The organism is Prevotella communis, from assembly GCF_022024115.1.
Classification (GTDB): domain Bacteria; phylum Bacteroidota; class Bacteroidia; order Bacteroidales; family Bacteroidaceae; genus Prevotella; species Prevotella communis.
The window spans coordinates 743,078-760,674 of sequence record NZ_CP091792.1 but is presented as its reverse complement, the minus strand read 5'-3'; the positions used below and the strand labels follow the sequence as shown (position 1 = coordinate 760,674).

Below are 17,597 nucleotides of genomic sequence, written 5' to 3'. Positions count from 1 at the left end.
TACACAATGGACGACGAAAAGAAAGACGACGAATTGATTGAAATTAATGACGAAGAGCAAGGGTCAGAGGGTCACTCTGATTACAAGCCCGTGAACCGTTTCGACGCTTCGGTGGTGCATCACCTGAGCGGTATGTATCAGAATTGGTTCTTGGATTATGCCTCGTATGTTATTCTGGAGCGTGCCGTGCCTCATATCGAGGACGGACTGAAACCCGTACAGCGCCGTATCCTTCACTCAATGAAGCGTATGGACGACGGACGCTACAACAAGGTGGCCAACATCGTGGGTCACACCATGCAGTTTCACCCTCACGGTGATGCCTCTATTGGTGATGCCCTGGTGCAGCTGGGCCAGAAAGACCTGCTGGTTGACACGCAGGGTAACTGGGGTAACATCCTGACAGGCGATCGTGCCGCTGCTCCGCGATATATCGAGGCACGCTTGTCTAAGTTTGCCTTGGACACGGTGTTTAATCCCAAGACCACCGAGTGGCAGCTCAGTTACGACGGACGTAACAAGGAGCCTATCACGCTCCCTGTGAAATTCCCGTTGCTGCTATCGCAAGGTGCCGAAGGTATCGCCGTAGGTTTGTCGTCTAAGATCCTGCCACATAACTTCTGTGAAATCTGCGATGCAGCTATCAGTTACCTGCATGGCGAGGAGTTCCATCTCTACCCTGACTTCCAGACGGGTGGCAGCATCGACGTATCAAAATACAATGACGGACAGCGTGGTGGCGTGGTCAAGGTTCGTGCCAAGATTGAGAAACTGGACCAGAAGACACTGGTCATCCGCGAACTGCCTTTCACCAAGACCGTGTCAACGCTTTGCGAAAGCATCACCAAAGCCATTGAGAAGGGTAAGATCAAGGCACGTCGTGTGGACGACCTGACATCGGCCGAGGTAGAGATATTGGTACATCTGGCTCCTGGTGTCAGCAGCGACAAGACCATCGATGCCCTGTATGCCTTCACGGATTGTGAGATTAACATCTCGCCCAACTGCTGTGTCATCAAAGATGATAAGCCTCAGTTCCTGACGGTGAGCGATGTGCTTATCCATAGCGTAGAGCGTACCAAGGACCTGATTCGTCAGGAACTGGAGATTCGCAAGAACGAACTGCTGGAGCAGTATCATTTCTGCTCTCTGGAAAAGATATTCATCGAAGAACGTATCTATAAGGACAAGAAATTCGAGGAGGCGCCCAACGTAGACAAGGTTTGTGAGCATATCGACAACCGACTCACGCCTTTCTATCCACAGCTGGTACGTGAGGTGACGAAAGACGATATTCTGCGCCTGTTGGAAATCAAGATGCAGCGCATCCTGAAATTCAATAAGGAGAAGGCCGACGAGCTGATGGCCCGCATCAAGGCCGAGATAGAGGAGATTGACCGCGACCTGGCCAACTTGGTAGAGGTAACGGCTTCATGGTTCCAGTTCCTGAAGGATAAATACGGAAAGACTCATCCACGACTCACGGAGATCCGCAATTTCGACACCATTGAGGCAAGCAAGGTGGCAGAAGCCAACCAGAAGCTCTACATCAACCGCAGCGAGGGATTCATCGGAACGGGACTGAAGAAAGACGAGTTTGTATGCAACTGTTCTGACATCGACGATATCATCATCTTCTATCGTGACGGTAAGTTCAAGGTGGTACGCGTAGCTGAAAAGCTCTTCGTAGGCAAGAACATCATATGGCTGGGCGTGTTCAAGAAGAACGACAAGCGCACTATCTATAATATGATATACCGCGACGGAAAGGTGGGCACATGCTATATCAAGCGTTTCAACGTGACGGGTATCACACGCGACCGTGAGGTGGATTTGACCATGGGCACACCTGGTACACGTGTGCTTTACTTCACAGCCAACCCCAATGGTGAGGCTGAGGTTATCAAGGTGACGCTCGATGCCGCCGTGCTCAATGACCATCCTCGCATGAGTCTGTTCCTGGAGCGCTCGTTTGCCTCTATCGACATCAAGGGACGTACTTCTAAGGGTAATATCCTGACGAAATTCCCCGTTCATCGCATCACGCTGAAGAGTCAGGGACATTCTACGCTGGGTGGCCGCAAGGTATGGTTCGACCCAGATGTAAACCGTCTGAACTACGACGAGCACGGCAGACTGCTAGGCGAGTTCTTCGATGAGGACCAGATCCTGGTAGTACTGAAGAGTGGTGAGTTCTATCTGACCAACTTCGATTTGAACAACCACTACGAAGAGAATATCCTGCGCATCGAGAAATTTGAGGCCGACAAGATATGGACCTGTGTGCTCTTTGATGCCGACAACCAGGGCTATCCCTACCTGAAGCGCTTCCAGATGGAGGCCACCAAGCGTAAGCAGAACTATCTGGGCGAGAATGCACAGTCGCAGCTGGTACTGCTCACCGACGTGGCTTACCCACGTATCCAGGTGAATTACGGTGGTGCTGACGAGTTCCGTGGTTCTGAGGAGATTGATGCCGAGCAGTTTATTGCCGTCAAGGGCTTCAAAGCCAAGGGTAAGCGTATCAGTACCTATCAGATAGAGAGTATCGTAGAACTGGAGCCTACAAGATTCCCTGAAGAGCCAGAGGCTTCTGAAAATACAGACAATCAGGAAACTCAGGAAGAGCAAGACCTCGATCCGGATGCAGGTAAGAGTCAGCAGCAGGTTGTTGACGAAATGACGGGTCAGCTCAGGCTCTTTGATGATGAAGCGTAAGTAATGAATGTCAGGGGTTTCGTATTAGGTATTGCCTGCTGGGCATTGGGTGTTGGCTATGCCAATGCCCAAAGCAATTACCAGGTTGGTATGGGTACGACCCACATTCTGGATACCTACCTGACACAAGAGAAATTCAAAGGCACAGGCCTGACATTCCTCAATGTCAACGAGCATGCCAAGCCTGATGCCAACTGGTCAACCATATGGCAGCATCAGGTCAATCTGTCGCAAGTGAAAGACCGTTCGAAGGATTGTTCTGAACTGGAGGGTATCTACAACCTCTATATCGGTCGCTACCGTGCCTGGCATCTGCTTTACAACCACCTGAAGCTACAGGCAGGACTGCTTGGCGACTTCGGACTGGGTTTTATCTACAACACGCAGAACTCTAACAACCCAGCCCAGGCACGACTGGGTTTGCAGGCACGTCCGTCAGGTATTGCCACCTACAACATCAGCCGGTTCATATTCCGCTATGAACTGGACCTGCCGCTGGCGGGCATCGTGTTCAGTCCCAACTACGGACAGTCGTACTACGAGATATTCTCGTTGGGCAACTATGACCGCAACGTGGTGCCCACCACCTTCATATCTGCGCCTTCGTTTCGCCAGCAGTTGACGGTAGCCTGGCAATTCAACAGGAAGACGGCCCTGACACTGGGCTACCTGGGCGACTATCAGCAACTGCAGGTCAACAACCTGAAGCAGCATGTTTACTCACATCGCCTCATGATAGGCATTGCCAAAGGATTCTAACGTATGCGAAAACTCTTGTATATATTCTGTCTGATACCCCTTTTCATTTCCTGCGTTGACGAGGAGGAGTTTGCCGACACCCCACAAGGGAATATGGAGGCATTGTGGAAGATTATTGATGAGCATTACTGTTTTCTGGACTACAAGCAACAGGAATACGGACTGGACTGGGATGCCGTACACCAGAAATACAAGGAGCGCGTAAAAGGCCAACTGACAAGGAAACAGCAGTTTGAAGTGCTATGCGACATGTTGGGCGAACTGCGCGACGGACATGTCAACCTCAGCGCAGCCCACGACATCGGTCGCTACTGGTCATGGTTCGAGGACTACCCCACCAATTTCAGCGACACGCTGATACGTCGCTATATGGGTACCGACTATCAGATTGCCTCCGGTATCTCCTATAAGATACTGGACGACAACATCGGTTACATCCGATACGAGAGTTTCAGCGACCCCATAGGCGAGGGCAACCTGAACGAGGCTTTGTCGCACATGATTCTTTGCAGGGGCCTCATCATTGACATCAGGAGCAACGGTGGCGGCATGTTGACCAATGCCGAGAAACTGGCAGCACGCTTCTGTCAGGAGAAAACGCTCGTGGGCTACTATCAGCATAAGACCGGCCCCGGGCATCAGGATTTCTCCGACAAGGAGGCACGCTATCTGGAGCCATCAGCCAATGTACGCTGGAACAAGCCCGCTGTCGTACTGACCAACCGTCGTGTGTATAGCGCAGCCAACGAGTTTGCGGTCTATATGAAGACGCTTCCCAATGTACGCCTGGTAGGAGATCACACTGGTGGTGGTGCCGGTATGCCCTTCACCAGCAGTCTGCCATGCGGATGGACTGTACGTTTCTCTGCCGTACCTATGTATGATGCACAGGAAGAATCTGCGGAATTTGGTATTGAGCCCGACTATAACGTCCAGCAAACTGATGAGGATTTTGCGAAGGGAAAAGATACGCTGATAGAGTTTGCCCGCCAGTTACTAGTCCAATAAAAGCACGCCTTGCAATTGATTTAAGTCACTATAACAGGCTTTTCTTACCGAAAAGTAGAACAAATTCTTGCCCACATCAAGAAAAAGTGATACTTTTGCAGTCTCAAACAAAGGATAACAGATTATTGATGCGCCTCTGACAAAGGGTCAGATGGATTTAAAAGAAAGGAAATGAAAATGAAAAAGATTGCAAAGAAGATGGTAAAGACCATCACAAAGAATTGGAACGAAGCTAATGAATTAATTGCAAAAGGTTCTATCTACTGTCTGTAAAAAGACAGAATCCCCCCCAAAAAAGAAACATTAAGAGATAAAAAGGAATCGGGCCGAAAGCATCACTGCTTTTCGGCCCGAGTTCGTTGAATATATAAATAGTAGATTATGTTATCTGTGTTATTCCTCCTCAGCAAACATCTCAACAGCATCTTTCGTGTGCTGCTTCCAAATAGCACGAATAGCGGCATAGTCGCCCAGTCCCTTCAGAATACAGTTGTTTAAAGCATTGGCATCGTTGCCATCATACTGACACTTGAAACCCTTCTCAACGAAGAACTCGCGCCAGCTATCGTTTTCGTTCTCAATACCTGACATATCGTTGTGGGCATGGTCGCCGGCGATACACATCAGAGCATGAAGGGTCAATGTCACATTTTGCTTCACCTTACCCTGTTCCTGCATACGCTGATAGAGGTCATCGAGCAGATTATCTTCCTGGTCAACAGTAGCTACGAAATAGTTGGCATTTTTCTTCTGAAGGGCAGTCTCCAACTGGTTGTAGCGGATATTACCGTTACCATAGTTATATCCCTCAGGGTTACCATGACCTAAGAAAGCCATCACGTTATCACCCTCAACATACTTACTGAACTGGTCGTCAAGAGCTGTGGCAACAGCCTCAACATCGTCTTCCTCGGCCATCAGAGGACCGCCAACGAAGACCTTCACGCCCTCCTCCAGATACTGACCATCAAGGTCGCCATAGACATTATTCTTAAAATCCTTGATGTAAGAGTCGCGCAGACGGAGGAACTCCTCACCAGGGATGACATGCAAAGACTGCACGCGCACCTCTTCATACTTCTGACGACCGAATGCCTCCAACCAGTAGTTGGGAGCATAGAAATCCTGACTGGCATAGTGCTCGCCCTCACGGCTACGATTGATACAGATAGCAGAGGTGAATGCGAAATAGACATCATAGTCCTTAAAAGAAGCATCACTCTCATAGTCGGCAACGATGCCCTTAAAAGTCTTGTGAGCATTCTCCCAGGTAGAACCGAAAGCCACCAGCAGGAGCGCCTTCTTATTGCCACTCTTAGCCTTTTTGCTTTTTACCTGAGAATCTACAGCTTTCATGTACTTCTCGAAGTTACTACTTGACTTGTCGTCATCGCTACAAGCCACGAGACCAGCACTCAATGTCATAGCCATGAAGGCCATCAAAAGAAACTTAATCCTCTTCATTGTGATTTGATTTTAAAGTTGAATAATGTTGATTATATTTGATTTTCTTACCATGATTAAAACGAACAATCAATGAGGCATAGACAGTAGTACCTGCGGAAGTGGTGCCTACATGACGGCCATGAGGCGTATCATCCACATAATTGAAGATATTGTCGATGCCAGCCTCGAGACCCACTCCCAGCCCCTCCCTGAGAAGGAGGGGAGTAGTTAGTATCCCATTATACCGAAGAGCCAGACGCCATATCATATATCCCTTGCCATCACCATGTTTCTCGTAATACCGCTTGGTAGATGCACGACCGTAAAGACCGATGCCCTTACTGACTGGACGCAGCATCTTACTCCCCTCCTTCTCAGGGAGGGGCTGGGGGTGGGTCTTTGTCCATGTAGCATAGACATTTCCCTTATGATGGGCCGTGCCATTGATAGTCAGGCGACGGAACTGTTCCGTGTCCTCATCATACACGCTACCACGAGCCTGCAGATAGCTATAGCCACCACCAAAAGAGAGTTCTTTAGTGGCATTCCACTTCACATTGACATCAAGACCGGTGGTATAGGCATCCTCCAGGTTCTTGTACTGCTGCACCAGCTGCGGCTGATACTGGACGATATACTCGCCAGGTGCCTGCGAAAGAGGTATCTTCACCAGGCTAATCATATGGTCCACCTTATTATAATAGCCCGTCAGACTGATATTCACCTGCTGGATACGATACTCTGCACTCAAAGAGAAGTAATTACTGGTCTGGGGCTTCAGACTGGTATTACCCAGACACAAGCCCGCCATCGTGCTCATATAGCGATAATGCAGTTCCTTGGGCGTGGGCGACTTAAATCCCTGTGCCCACGAAGCACGCAGCGTCATATCACCAAGACTCCACATGGCACTAATCTTTGGCGTGAGATGCAAGCCAAACTGCTGGTTATGATCCAAGCGCAAGCCGGCTGTCACATTCAGATTGTCGAGAGGCGACCACTCATCCTGCGCATAAAGTGCCTGAGTCCAGTCGGTAGCAGTACCGCCGGCCACACGATTAGGAGCTTTCAGCCAGTCGTAACGATAATCATAACCTACGCTGAGACGCTGACTATACGGCAACGAGAACACACCTTTCAGTAGGGTCATCATCCTGCGCTGGTCAGACTGCAGGATACGGTCGCCATCAAAATAGATAGCAGCATAAGGCGAGGGATCCGTCTCATCGATAACACCATTGAGTGAGGTGTAGTCGTAATAATAGGCATGACGATTCCAAGTGACATCGGCTGTCAACATGTCTCCATTATTCATCCGCCACGACCACCCCGCAGCGGCAGCTGCATCATCGTATGACAGGTCATAATAATGAGCCACCTCGGAATCACCTCCACGCGGGTGATAGATATGCTTATGGTAGAGCATTCCCTCCGCATAGACCTCCATCCCCTTGGCCGGTTCTACGGAAAGACGCTCGGAGAGTTGCCACAGTTGGTTCTTGCTGACAGTCTTATTCATCGTATTCGTGATGATGCGTCCACCATAACGCTCGGGTGCCTCCATCGAGAAATTTTTCCAGCCATCAGAATGACGGAAATGGAAGTTCGTCATGCTGCGAACAGGGCCGAATGTAAGTCCCAGAGTATTATGCTGGCGGAAATCACCATACGATCCGCCACGCGTTTCGTTTTCCAACTGAAGATTGCTTTCCTGCTTTCGTGTGATGATATTGATAACGCCAGCAATAGCATCTGAGCCATAGAGCGCTGACGCCGCACCTTTCACAATCTCTATGCGCTCAATACGGGCTGGATTAATCTGTCCCAGGTCATTCTCACCACCATTATCACCATGCAGGCGTTTGCCGTCAACCAAGACAAGAATATAGGAATTGCCCAGACCATTCATCTGCATCTGACTGCCCATATCGTCTTCATTGAAGGAGAAACTGGCAGATAGTCCGTTGAGAATTTCCTCGATGCTGCGTCCGCCATACTGTTCCAGGTCACGACGGGTGATAACCTCAGTCTGGACTGGAGCCGTACGCAACAGATGATGGGTGCCAGTGCCTGTCACCACCACTTCCTGCAACGAGTCGCCCTTGATGGGTTCCTGAGCTTCAGCAAAAGAGACCATCCCCAAAAGAATGAATCCAGTTATCATTAATTGCCTCATCAGCATCTTTGTTTCGTTTTTTAAAAAGAGGACGTGCTATCTCCCGACAGGACGGCCTCCGTATGAACTTATATAATAATACACGTATACACGTACAATGAAGGCCTGCGCCCTCGTTGATTCTACAAAAAAAACAAAACTTGCGTCGCACGCCCTTACATCGAGAGCATTTGACTTTTCTTCCTGTAAAAGGCTGGTCTTCAGACTTTCCTCCGCTCCCAAGCGCCTTCTCGTCCAAACGGGCAATGGCATGCTTGCTTAGGAGTCATAATGGAGTTCACTGCTGCGGGACAGTCGGAGATTCACACTCCAGTTCCCAATTAATCGCGGCTAAGCGAACCTTTCAGGGCAGTGTCACGTATGACATTGCGGGTGCAAAGATACAACTTTTTTTGAAAACCAAACATTATTTCAGGAAAAAGTTCGTATATTTGCACCCGATTTGGTGATTTCCCTGTGGTTCACAGGGGGAGAGAGGGAATCAGGTGAAAGACCTGAACAGTGCCCGCTACTGTAATCTCCATTATGAAAAGCCTAAGATATCCACTGAGGCAATCGGGAAGGAAGGCTTTTTTGGAGAGAGTCAGGAAACCTGCCAGTCATTACGAACATTGACACGAACGCCCCGGGAATAGGGTTTCGGAAGAAAGTTAAGAAAGTGAGAAGAAAGAAACTATTGCTGATGCTTGCACTGTGGCTTATGGTCGCAGCGGTTTCCTTTGCCCAAAAGTCACGAAAGAACGCGATGCGCGACTCCGTGATACTTGACAACGTTACCGTTTTGGGTAAGAGCAAGACACAGCAACTGCGCGAGGGGGCTCTTACCGTGAATGCCATCGACGTACGTTCGATGATAAGCAGTATCAGCAACCTGAACAGTCTGATTGACCATACAGCAGGTGTGAAGATACGCGAGGAAGGTGGACTGGGCAGCGACTTCGACCTGAGCATCAACGGAATGTCTGGCAATGCCGTGAGATACTTCATCGATGGTGTGCCTCTCGACACAAAAGGCTCTGGCGTCACACTGGCCAATCTGCCCATCAGTATGATTGACCGTGTAGAGATATATAAAGGTGTAGTACCTACGTGGCTCAGTAGCGATGCCTTGGGAGGAGCCGTCAACGTGGTGACTAATCGCAAGAAGACCAATTACCTCGATGCGTCGTATGGCATGGGTTCCTTCCATACCCATAAAGCCGACCTCAACGCGCAGTATATCTTCAGGAACGGACTGACCATCCGCCCTACCCTTGGTATCAATTACTCGAAGAACGACTATACAATGAAAGGCGTGGAACTTTGGGACGAGACGGCACGAAAGTTCCTGCCACAAGACCGCAAGCGTTTTCACGATGCCTACCTTTCATTGTTAGGACAGGTGGAAGTGGGCTTTACGGATAAATGGTGGACAGACGAGTTCTTTGTCAGCGCATCCTACCAGCAGACGGATAAAGAACTGCAGACAGGACAGGTGCAGACACGTGTCATCGGTATGGCAGATAAACAGACAAAAGCCTGGAGCGTTGGCGCCCGCTATCAGAAACGCGCGTTCCTGTTGGAAGGTCTCAATGCCAACTTCTCGTTCTCTCACACCTGGGACCATTCTATCGCCACAGATACCGCTCACCGCCAGTACGACTGGAACGGCGACTATATAGTCAGCGGACATAACGAGTTGAACGGCAGAAACTTCAAACGGAGGCATATTAAGCGACCCATGACGAATGCGCGAGCCGAACTGAACTACCTATTCTCTGACGAACACATGCTGAACATCAGTTATGCGCTGAATCGTACAGGAAACAACCGCTGGGATGATGTGGACCAGGAGTTTGAGCCTGCCAATGACGTACTGGCCAAGCATATCATCGGACTGGCCTATAACCAGTCGTTAATGCAAGGGCGGTGGTACAACACCTTCTTTGTGAAAGACTATATCAATTATCTGTCAGTAGAACAGACAGACCTGGCTTTCCTGACCAACTCGCGAGACGTGACCGGTTCGAACACCCAGAACAACATTGGTGGAGGCATAGGCAGCCGATTTGAAATTATCAGACCTTTGGCCATCAAAGCCAGCTACGAACATAGTGTTCGACTACCCCTGGCAAGAGAACTGTTGGGCAACGGTACTACTATCTACGCCAATATGGCATTAAAGCCTGAGTGTAGCGACAACCTAAACCTAGGTCTCTTTGGTACGTTGCAATACGGACAACACACCTTTTACTATGAAGCCAATGGTTTTCTGCGATTTGTGGACAACTATATCCAACCACAAATAGCCGAGAAAGAAGGTATGATGCAATACACCAACGAACCTGCCGTGCATATCAAAGGTATTGAGGGAGAGGTGCGCTACAACTGGGATAAGCGCCTACAGATAGTGGGCAACATGAGTTGGCAAGATGCGCGCAACCGTCAGGAATACCTGACTAACGGGCAGCCCAATGCCACCTTCAACAATCGCGTGCCCAACCGTCCTTGGCTGTTCGCATCGACAGAAGCTCACTACTCGTTCTTCGACCTTTTCCAAGAAAAAGACCACCTGACCGTGAGTGCCGACTATCAATGGGTCCATTGGTTCTTCTTGTCGTGGGAGGCCTACGGCAGCAAGAGTACCAAAGCCCGCATTCCGACAAAGAATACCATAGGTGCAAATATCACCTATTCATGGTGCCGCAACAGATATAGCGTCTCGATAGACTGCGACAATCTGTTTGATGCAACGACCTACGACAACTATAAGTTGCAGAGACCAGGTCGCACACTGTTCGCCAAGTTCAGGCTATTATTACAATAAACAATATAACAACTAATTTAAATTCAAAAGACAAAATGAAAAAACTAAGTTTCCTTCATTCGCTGATGGCAGTACTGATGATCACCGCTGCCTTTACAGCATGTTCTGAAGATGATGACAACGGTACTTCCAGCTCATCAAAAGGTGCCCACTACGACCTGACTATTACAGTAGGAAAGCATGGTGGTATGGCAAAAACAGAGACCCACGTGACACTGAGCGTGGCTTCGCTGAGCGACCCCGACACGACTATCACGTTCGACGGCAAGGGTGTTGAGATTGCCGACTACACAATTGAAAGCATCTACGACGACGAGTTCATGTATCAGGTGCCCTCTTCAATGGACCGTTTCTCTAAACTGCAGTTGAAGAACAACGAACTGACGGTGGTACAGGAGCAGAGATTCGACAAGAACACCTACACACCACGTAACTACACCCACGCATGGCTCGACAAGAACACCCTGCTTATCATGTCAACATCAGAAGATCACACCAAGGTGATTTGGACGAAGTTGAACGTCAAGGACATGAGCATCATTAATGAGGGAACGGTGGACGGCATCAAAGTGGCCGAAGGCTATAACGTGCTGTCAACCAGCGGTCTGCTAACCTATCGTAAGAGCGACAAAAAACTGTTCTACTTCTACAACAACAAGGGCTTGACCAGCGGAAGCAACAAGAGCACCAACGAACCCTTCTTCCGCATTGCCGTCATCAATCCTGAGACGATGGCCGTTGAGCAGGAGATTATCAACAGTGAGGCTGCTCAGATGCAGGGTTCTGCTTACGGCGAACTGCTCCAGGACTTCATCTTCTTTGATAAGGACGACAACCTCTATCTTACCGCCTTCAGCACCAAGAGCAAGAAGAACTACGGTCAGCTGCTGCGCATCAAGAATGGTGAGTACGACTTCGAAAAGGGTTACAATGCATTCCCCGACACCAAAGGTAAGATCCTGACCATTCAGTATCTGGGTGGCAACAAGGCACTTGTCTACTCCGGCGACAACGCAGTGGGCACAGGTATTCAGGATGTAGCATACTATTATTCTATCGTAGACCTCGACACGAAGCAGGCCACCCGACTGCAGTATAACGGTGAGGATATCGCCTATAGCGCAGGCAGCTTCTCTCAGCGCTCTGTCTATAACGCCAAGGAGAACAAGGCCTACTTCGGTGTGAGCAACGATACAGAGAACCGTATCTATATCTACGATGTGGCTACTGGCAACGTGAGCCTTGGTTCAAAACTGGCCACCGGCGTTTACTTCGACCAGATTCGCTTCTTTGAAAAATAAGACGTATGACGCCTATCACTTTCCTATCGCTAGGCCCCGGCGACCCTGAGTTGCTGACCTTCAAAGCCGTGAAGACCTTGAAGGATGCCGATGTGGTGATGGTGCCTGCGACAAGAAACAATGAGGGTGTAATGAAATCACGCGCCACAGACATTATCAGCGAGTGGTGCGACGACAACCGCCTGATGGTCTATGAGCTACCCATGCTCAAAGACCGTCAAGCGGTATCTTTGGTTTACAACAGGATCTTTGCGGATTGCGTCAGGCTCTATCATGAAGGGCAACGCATCGTGGTGGCTGTTGAAGGCGACGTAAGCATCTATGCCTCTATCCATTATGTGATGGAACGCTTAGAGGAAGCAAGTATTCCTGTGGTACAATCGGCAGGCATCCCTTCGTTTATTGCCGCCGCAGCCTCAGCAGGGCTGTCCTTAGTCAGTCAGCAGCAGCGACTCACCATTCTGCCAGGCGATGCTGACGCAGAGACGCTTCATCAGCTATTAGACAGCAATCATGTGGTTGTCGTGATGAAACTATCACAATGTCAGGAGGCAGTCAAAGAATTCCTGCGTCGGAACCCACAAACCGTTTGTCATTACTTCGAAAATGTAGGCACGCCCGAAGCCTATCATACCTCATTGTCTGACGAGATTCAGTCTCGTCAATTTCCCTATTTTTCACTTTGCATCATCTATCCTGCCTGATTTCGCAAAAAACTTTGTACCTTTGTCACCTGTATGAAGTCCGCATTTCTCATAGCAGCACCTACCAGCGGCAGTGGTAAGACAACCATTGCACGCGGCCTGATGGCTCTTTTCACGCAGAAGGGCTATCGTGTACAACCCTTTAAATGCGGACCAGACTATATAGACACAAAATTTCACAAAGCTGTATGCGGTCGTCCGAGCATCAATTTGGACACTTTCATGACTACCCCTGAGCATGTACGCAATCTCTTTGAGCATTATGGCAAAGGGGCTGATGTATGTATCGTAGAGGGGATGATGGGACTCTTTGATGGCTATGAGCGCGATAAAGGGTCCTCGGCCGAGATTGCCAGCATTCTGCAGTTGCCTGTCATCCTGGTTGTCGATGCCAAGAGTGCTGCCTACTCTATGGCACCACTGCTGCAAGGCTTCATCAACTTCCGAAAGGACGTGCATATCGCAGGTGTGATATTCAACAAGGTGGGGTCATCAAGACATTTTGAGATGCTCCGTCAGGTATGCGACGATTTGCAGATTACCTGTTTTGGCTATCTTCCCAAAAACAGTTCGCTGGAGCAAGGCTCACGCTACCTGGGGCTGGACTTCTCTGAAAAAACAGAAAACGAGGAACTCATCAACTTGATAGAGTCACATATCGATTGGAAAAGCATCTGTTCCTCGTTAGTCCGAGAGCGACGGACTGTGAGTCCGAAGGCGACGGACTGTGCGTCCGAAGGCGACGGACTGAAAGTGAGCTGCGCACTCAATGCAGAAAGTTTCAGTTTCATTTATCAGGAAATCATCGACTCATTTGCCTCCGTCAGTTTCTTTGACCCAGAAAAAGACATACCCTCGCTGGAAGGTATCGACCTGCTCTATCTGCCAGGCGGCTACCCAGAGAAGCATGTAGAAGCCTTAGTCAGGAACGAAGCCTGCAGAAAGGCAATCAGAGACTATGCTGAACAGGGAGGACGCATCATTGCAGAATGCGGAGGGATGATGTACCTCTGTGAAAAAATTATCACCGACGAGGGCGAATATCCCATGTGCGGTGTTCTGCCCTACGCCATCACAGCACGCAAGGCAGACCGCAAGTTATCCTTGGGTTATCGCCGTTTTATACTCGATGGCAAGGAATATCGTGGACATGAATTCCATTACACCCAATTCGTAGAAACACCAGAAAGCGTCACACAGGTCTATAATGCCAAAGGTGAACCTGTGGCGACGCCAGTATTCAGATATAAAAACGTATTAGCAAGCTATACGCACCTCTATCAAATATGAAACAATCTCTCCATCCCATCATGTTCGCAGGTACAGGTAGCGATGTAGGCAAAAGCATCGTTGCTGCAGCATTCTGTCGCATATTCAAGCAGGATGGCTACGAGCCTGCACCCTTTAAGGCACAGAACATGGCGCTTAATTCCTACGCCACGCCAGAGGGGCTGGAGATTGGACGTGCCCAGGCCGTACAGGCTGAGGCAGCAGGCATTCCCTGTCATACGGACATGAACCCGCTATTGCTGAAGCCCCAAAGTGACCACACCTCGCAGGTCATTCTTAATGGGCGACCCATTGGCAATAAGGATGCGTACGATTATTGGCGTCCCACCCAAAAATCGCCCATTAATCCCACGAAGCCCAACACCCCCATCGACTTCCAATCAGAGGTCCATGCCGCTTTCGACCGTCTTGCCTCACGCTACAACCCCATTGTGATGGAGGGCGCAGGCAGTATTGCAGAGATAAACCTGAAGGACAGAGACCTGGTCAATATGTCGATGGCTCGCCATGCCAAGGCAGATGTCATCTTAGTAGGCGATATAGACCGGGGCGGTGTCTTCGCCAGCGTCTATGGCAGTATCATGCTTCAATCGCCAGAGGACCGCAAACTCATCAAGGGCGTTATCATCAATAAGTTCAGGGGCGATATGCGTCTCTTCGATGAAGGCAGAAAGATGTTGGAAGACATCTGTGGGGTACCGGTTCTTGGTGTTATTCCTTATTACAAGGATATCTTTATCGAGGAGGAAGACAGCGTCAGTCTGGAGAAGAAGCGCAAGCAACTGGCAGAGGGAAAGGTAAACATCGCCGTCGTCCTGCTACGCCATATCAGCAACTATACCGATTTCGACACGCTGGAACGCGACCCACGCGTCAACCTCTTCTATACCAACAACACGCAAGACATCAGTCAGGCGGACATTATCATCCTGCCTGGCACGAAGTCAACCCTCGACGACCTCATGGAACTACGTCGCAACGGATGTGCGCAGGCTATTCAGCGTGCCCATCGTGACGGGAAGATGGTCATCGGCATCTGCGGAGGCTATCAGATGTTGGGTCAGACCATCGACGACCCGGAAGGTATCGAAGGCGACATCAAGCATCTGCCGGGACTCGGTCTGCTGCCTATCCACACCACCATGGGAGCTGACAAGACCACGAAGCAGGTCACGTTCCAATTCGACGGACAGACATGTCAGGGCTATGAGATTCATCAGGGTGTCAGCGATACCGATGAGGCCATCCTGCAGTCCGGCCATTGCATCGGCACCTACATCCACGGCTTCCTCGACAACGCAGCAGTTATTGAGTATGTGTTAAGAGGTAAGAAGTTAGAGCGAAGAGGTGAGAGGGCTGTTTCTTATCGCGATTTCAAGGAGGAGCAATACAACAAACTGGCTGCCCACGTACGTCAGTATGTGGATATAGAACGCATCTATCAAATACTCTCAAGCAATGATTAAAGGACACGGTGACGATATATATGAGTATGAAGGCATCAAGAGCGACTTTTCGTCGAATATCTGCCAGAATCCAGCTGCCTGCCAGGCAGTAACAGACTATCTGTCAAAACGCCCAGAGTTGTTAGCGCATTATCCAGAGCCTGAGGCATGGTCACTGGAAGAAAAACTCGCTGAGCGTGAAAACGTCAGTCCTGAGAATATTATCGTCACCAGTGGTGCTACTGAGGCCATCTACCTTATAGCCCAGACTTTCCGCTATCAGCCGCACATACCGCAGCCAACATTCAGCGAATATGCCGATGCCTGCAAAATATTCTCCCCTTACACAAAGAGTAAGAATAGTATCTGGATATGCAATCCCAATAACCCCACAGGACTCATGCTTTCTACCGGGAAGCTGGATGACGCTCTGTTTTATTTTAATCTGGTCGTCATAGATCAATCGTACGAACACTACACCACCCAACCTCTCATGACAGCAGCAGAAGCCATCAGGAGAAAGAAAATTATCCTGCTGCACTCCATGACAAAGACATACGCTGTACCAGGACTACGCTTAGGCTATATTGTTACTTCGAGGCAGTTGGCTGAAAAATTGCGAAAGAACCTGCGCCCATGGAGTGTATCCTCATTAGCTATTGAGGCTGGTAAGTTCCTGCTTCAGCATGACGAACTCATCTGTCGGCCCAACCTTGCAGAAGCTCAACGATTACGAGATATGCTCAGTCATATTGAAGGTATAAGTGTTGAAGCTACTCAGACCAATTTCATGCTCTGCCGCCAAGAAAAAGCTTCAGCTCATGACCTTAAAGAGTATCTGGCTCGTGAGCATCATATTCTCATTCGCGACTGTTCCAACTTCGAAGGTCTAACACCCAGCCATTTCCGCATCGCATCACAGACACCTTCTGAGAATGATGCACTTGTAGATGCCATCAACCAATATATCACATCAAGAAATGGATAACTGGATGATTGTCATATTGCCCCTGCTCGTTGGTTGGTTTCTCGACCTTATCTTTGGCGACCCATCCAAACTGCCCCACCCTATTGTGTGGTTCGGCAAAGCCATTGCTTTCTTTGAGCATCGGCTCAACAAGGGGAGTCATCGGAAGTTGAAAGGAGCACTCGTAGCCATTGGTCTCATCGTATCTGTTTTTGTTATCACTTATCTCATTCGTCACTATCTCAATTTACTCCCCTCCATTACAGGGAGGGGCTGGGGGTGGGTCTTCGACTCTATCTTAGTCTTCTTCTGTCTGGCCGGCACCACCCTCATCCGTGAGGTACGTGAAGTATTCCTGGCTGTGGACCGTTCTCTGGAAGAAGGCAGACAACAAGTGGCCCGTATCGTTGGCCGCGACACGTCAGCACTCTCGGCCCAGGAGGTAAGGACGGCAGCCTTGGAAACACTCGCAGAGAACCTGAGCGACGGCGTCATTGCCCCTCTGTTCTGGTTTGCCGTCCTTGGCGTGCCTGGCATGTTAGCCTATAAGATGATTAATACCCTCGACTCGATGATTGGGTATAAGACAGAACGGTATAAGGACTTTGGCTGCTGGGCTGCCCATATCGACGATGTCGCCAACTACATACCAGCCCGACTGACGGCACTTTTAATGGCAATCGCATCACCCCGGAAAGGCTTGCTCCGCTTCATCTGGAGGAACGGACGACGTCACGCCTCACCTAACAGCGGATACCCTGAAGCCGCCCTTGCAGGCATCCTGAATTGTCGTTTCGGAGGTCCCCACTATTACTTCGGACAACTCTTCCCCAAACCTTATATCGGCGAGAACGAGCGCGAACTGACCACCACCGACATGAAGCGAGCCGTTCGCATCAACCGCATCGCAGAGGTGCTGATGGTTTTTCTCGTTATGATATGCCTCATTCTCAAAAATATTCTCTAACTTTGCAGCA

General features: G+C 49.6%; 12 protein-coding genes and 2 riboswitches. Of the genes, 10 read left to right on the top strand and 2 right to left on the bottom strand.

Annotation, left to right across the window (positions count from 1 at the left end; translation table 11 throughout):
* The first annotated feature begins 6 nt into the window (after nt 1-6).
* Genes L6468_RS02955 through L6468_RS02945 form a run of 3 tightly spaced genes read left to right on the top strand, consistent with a single transcriptional unit; the run spans nt 7 to nt 4,485 of the window.
* Nucleotides 7-2,718 (top strand): DNA gyrase/topoisomerase IV subunit A, encoded by a 2,712-nt coding sequence (locus L6468_RS02955; protein ID WP_237795048.1) that lies wholly within the window; start codon nt 7-9, stop codon nt 2,716-2,718.
* A 3-nt stretch (nt 2,719-2,721) separates the two neighbouring features.
* The gene (locus L6468_RS02950; RefSeq protein ID WP_237795046.1) at nt 2,722-3,477 is read left to right on the top strand and encodes a DUF3316 domain-containing protein; all 756 of its coding nucleotides are present in this window, start codon (nt 2,722-2,724) and stop codon (nt 3,475-3,477) included.
* Nucleotides 3,478-3,480: 3 nt separating this feature from the next.
* Nucleotides 3,481-4,485, top strand: a complete 1,005-nt coding sequence (locus L6468_RS02945; RefSeq protein ID WP_237795044.1) for a S41 family peptidase — start codon at nt 3,481-3,483, stop codon at nt 4,483-4,485.
* A 393-nt stretch (nt 4,486-4,878) separates the two neighbouring features.
* Here L6468_RS02945 and L6468_RS02940 read toward each other — a convergent pair whose 3' ends face one another.
* Nucleotides 4,879-5,949, bottom strand: coding sequence for a sirohydrochlorin cobaltochelatase (locus L6468_RS02940; protein ID WP_237795042.1), 1,071 nt, complete (start codon nt 5,947-5,949; stop codon nt 4,879-4,881).
* On the bottom strand, nt 5,936-8,095 hold the full coding sequence (locus L6468_RS02935; RefSeq protein WP_237795040.1) for a TonB-dependent receptor plug domain-containing protein: 2,160 nt from the start codon (nt 8,093-8,095) through the stop codon (nt 5,936-5,938). Before L6468_RS02935 ends, L6468_RS02940 begins: the two co-directional genes overlap by 14 nt.
* 186 nt (nt 8,096-8,281) lie before the next feature.
* Nucleotides 8,282-8,466, bottom strand: a riboswitch (cobalamin riboswitch).
* Between the two features lie 67 nt (nt 8,467-8,533).
* Nucleotides 8,534-8,721: riboswitch (cobalamin riboswitch) on the top strand.
* A gap of 44 nt (nt 8,722-8,765) precedes the next feature.
* Between L6468_RS02935 and L6468_RS02930 the strand changes: the two genes are divergently transcribed.
* From L6468_RS02930 to cbiB, 7 genes are read left to right on the top strand one after another with little or no spacing between them, the layout of a single operon-like run.
* Nucleotides 8,766-10,913: a TonB-dependent receptor plug domain-containing protein gene (locus L6468_RS02930; RefSeq protein WP_237795032.1), complete on the top strand. Its 2,148-nt coding sequence runs from the start codon at nt 8,766-8,768 to the stop codon at nt 10,911-10,913.
* A 35-nt stretch (nt 10,914-10,948) separates the two neighbouring features.
* Entirely contained in the window at nt 10,949-12,214 is a 1,266-nt protein-coding gene (locus L6468_RS02925) for a hypothetical protein (RefSeq protein WP_237795024.1), read from the top strand.
* A gap of 5 nt (nt 12,215-12,219) precedes the next feature.
* Nucleotides 12,220-12,918, top strand: a complete 699-nt coding sequence (locus L6468_RS02920) for a precorrin-2 C(20)-methyltransferase (RefSeq protein ID WP_237795016.1) — start codon at nt 12,220-12,222, stop codon at nt 12,916-12,918.
* Nucleotides 12,919-12,951: 33 nt separating this feature from the next.
* Nucleotides 12,952-14,208, top strand: a complete 1,257-nt coding sequence (locus tag L6468_RS02915; RefSeq protein WP_237795014.1) for a cobyrinic acid a,c-diamide synthase CobB — start codon at nt 12,952-12,954, stop codon at nt 14,206-14,208.
* Nucleotides 14,205-15,674: a cobyric acid synthase gene (locus L6468_RS02910; protein WP_237795012.1), complete on the top strand. Its 1,470-nt coding sequence runs from the start codon at nt 14,205-14,207 to the stop codon at nt 15,672-15,674. Before L6468_RS02915 ends, L6468_RS02910 begins: the two co-directional genes overlap by 4 nt.
* Nucleotides 15,667-16,641 (top strand): aminotransferase class I/II-fold pyridoxal phosphate-dependent enzyme, encoded by a 975-nt coding sequence (locus L6468_RS02905; protein WP_237795010.1) that lies wholly within the window; start codon nt 15,667-15,669, stop codon nt 16,639-16,641. Before L6468_RS02910 ends, L6468_RS02905 begins: the two co-directional genes overlap by 8 nt.
* Complete coding sequence (gene cbiB, locus L6468_RS02900) at nt 16,634-17,587, top strand: adenosylcobinamide-phosphate synthase CbiB (RefSeq protein WP_237795003.1); 954 nt, start codon at nt 16,634-16,636, stop codon at nt 17,585-17,587. Before L6468_RS02905 ends, cbiB begins: the two co-directional genes overlap by 8 nt.
* Nucleotides 17,588-17,597 lie beyond the last annotated feature (10 nt).

What these genes read in the sequence shown, in the direction of transcription:
- L6468_RS02955 (WP_237795048.1), top strand. Translation starts at nt 7, where the DNA reads ATGGACGACGAAAAGAAAGACGACGAATTGATTGAAATTAATGACGAA.
- L6468_RS02950 (WP_237795046.1), top strand. Translation starts at nt 2,722, where the DNA reads ATGAATGTCAGGGGTTTCGTATTAGGTATTGCCTGCTGGGCATTGGGT.
- L6468_RS02945 (WP_237795044.1), top strand. Translation starts at nt 3,481, where the DNA reads ATGCGAAAACTCTTGTATATATTCTGTCTGATACCCCTTTTCATTTCC.
- L6468_RS02940 (WP_237795042.1), bottom strand. Translation starts at nt 5,949, where the DNA reads ATGAAGAGGATTAAGTTTCTTTTGATGGCCTTCATGGCTATGACATTG.
- L6468_RS02935 (WP_237795040.1), bottom strand. Translation starts at nt 8,095, where the DNA reads ATGATAACTGGATTCATTCTTTTGGGGATGGTCTCTTTTGCTGAAGCT.
- L6468_RS02925 (WP_237795024.1), top strand. Translation starts at nt 10,949, where the DNA reads ATGAAAAAACTAAGTTTCCTTCATTCGCTGATGGCAGTACTGATGATC.
- L6468_RS02920 (WP_237795016.1), top strand. Translation starts at nt 12,220, where the DNA reads ATGACGCCTATCACTTTCCTATCGCTAGGCCCCGGCGACCCTGAGTTG.
- L6468_RS02915 (WP_237795014.1), top strand. Translation starts at nt 12,952, where the DNA reads ATGAAGTCCGCATTTCTCATAGCAGCACCTACCAGCGGCAGTGGTAAG.
- L6468_RS02910 (WP_237795012.1), top strand. Translation starts at nt 14,205, where the DNA reads ATGAAACAATCTCTCCATCCCATCATGTTCGCAGGTACAGGTAGCGAT.
- L6468_RS02905 (WP_237795010.1), top strand. Translation starts at nt 15,667, where the DNA reads ATGATTAAAGGACACGGTGACGATATATATGAGTATGAAGGCATCAAG.
- cbiB (WP_237795003.1), top strand. Translation starts at nt 16,634, where the DNA reads ATGGATAACTGGATGATTGTCATATTGCCCCTGCTCGTTGGTTGGTTT.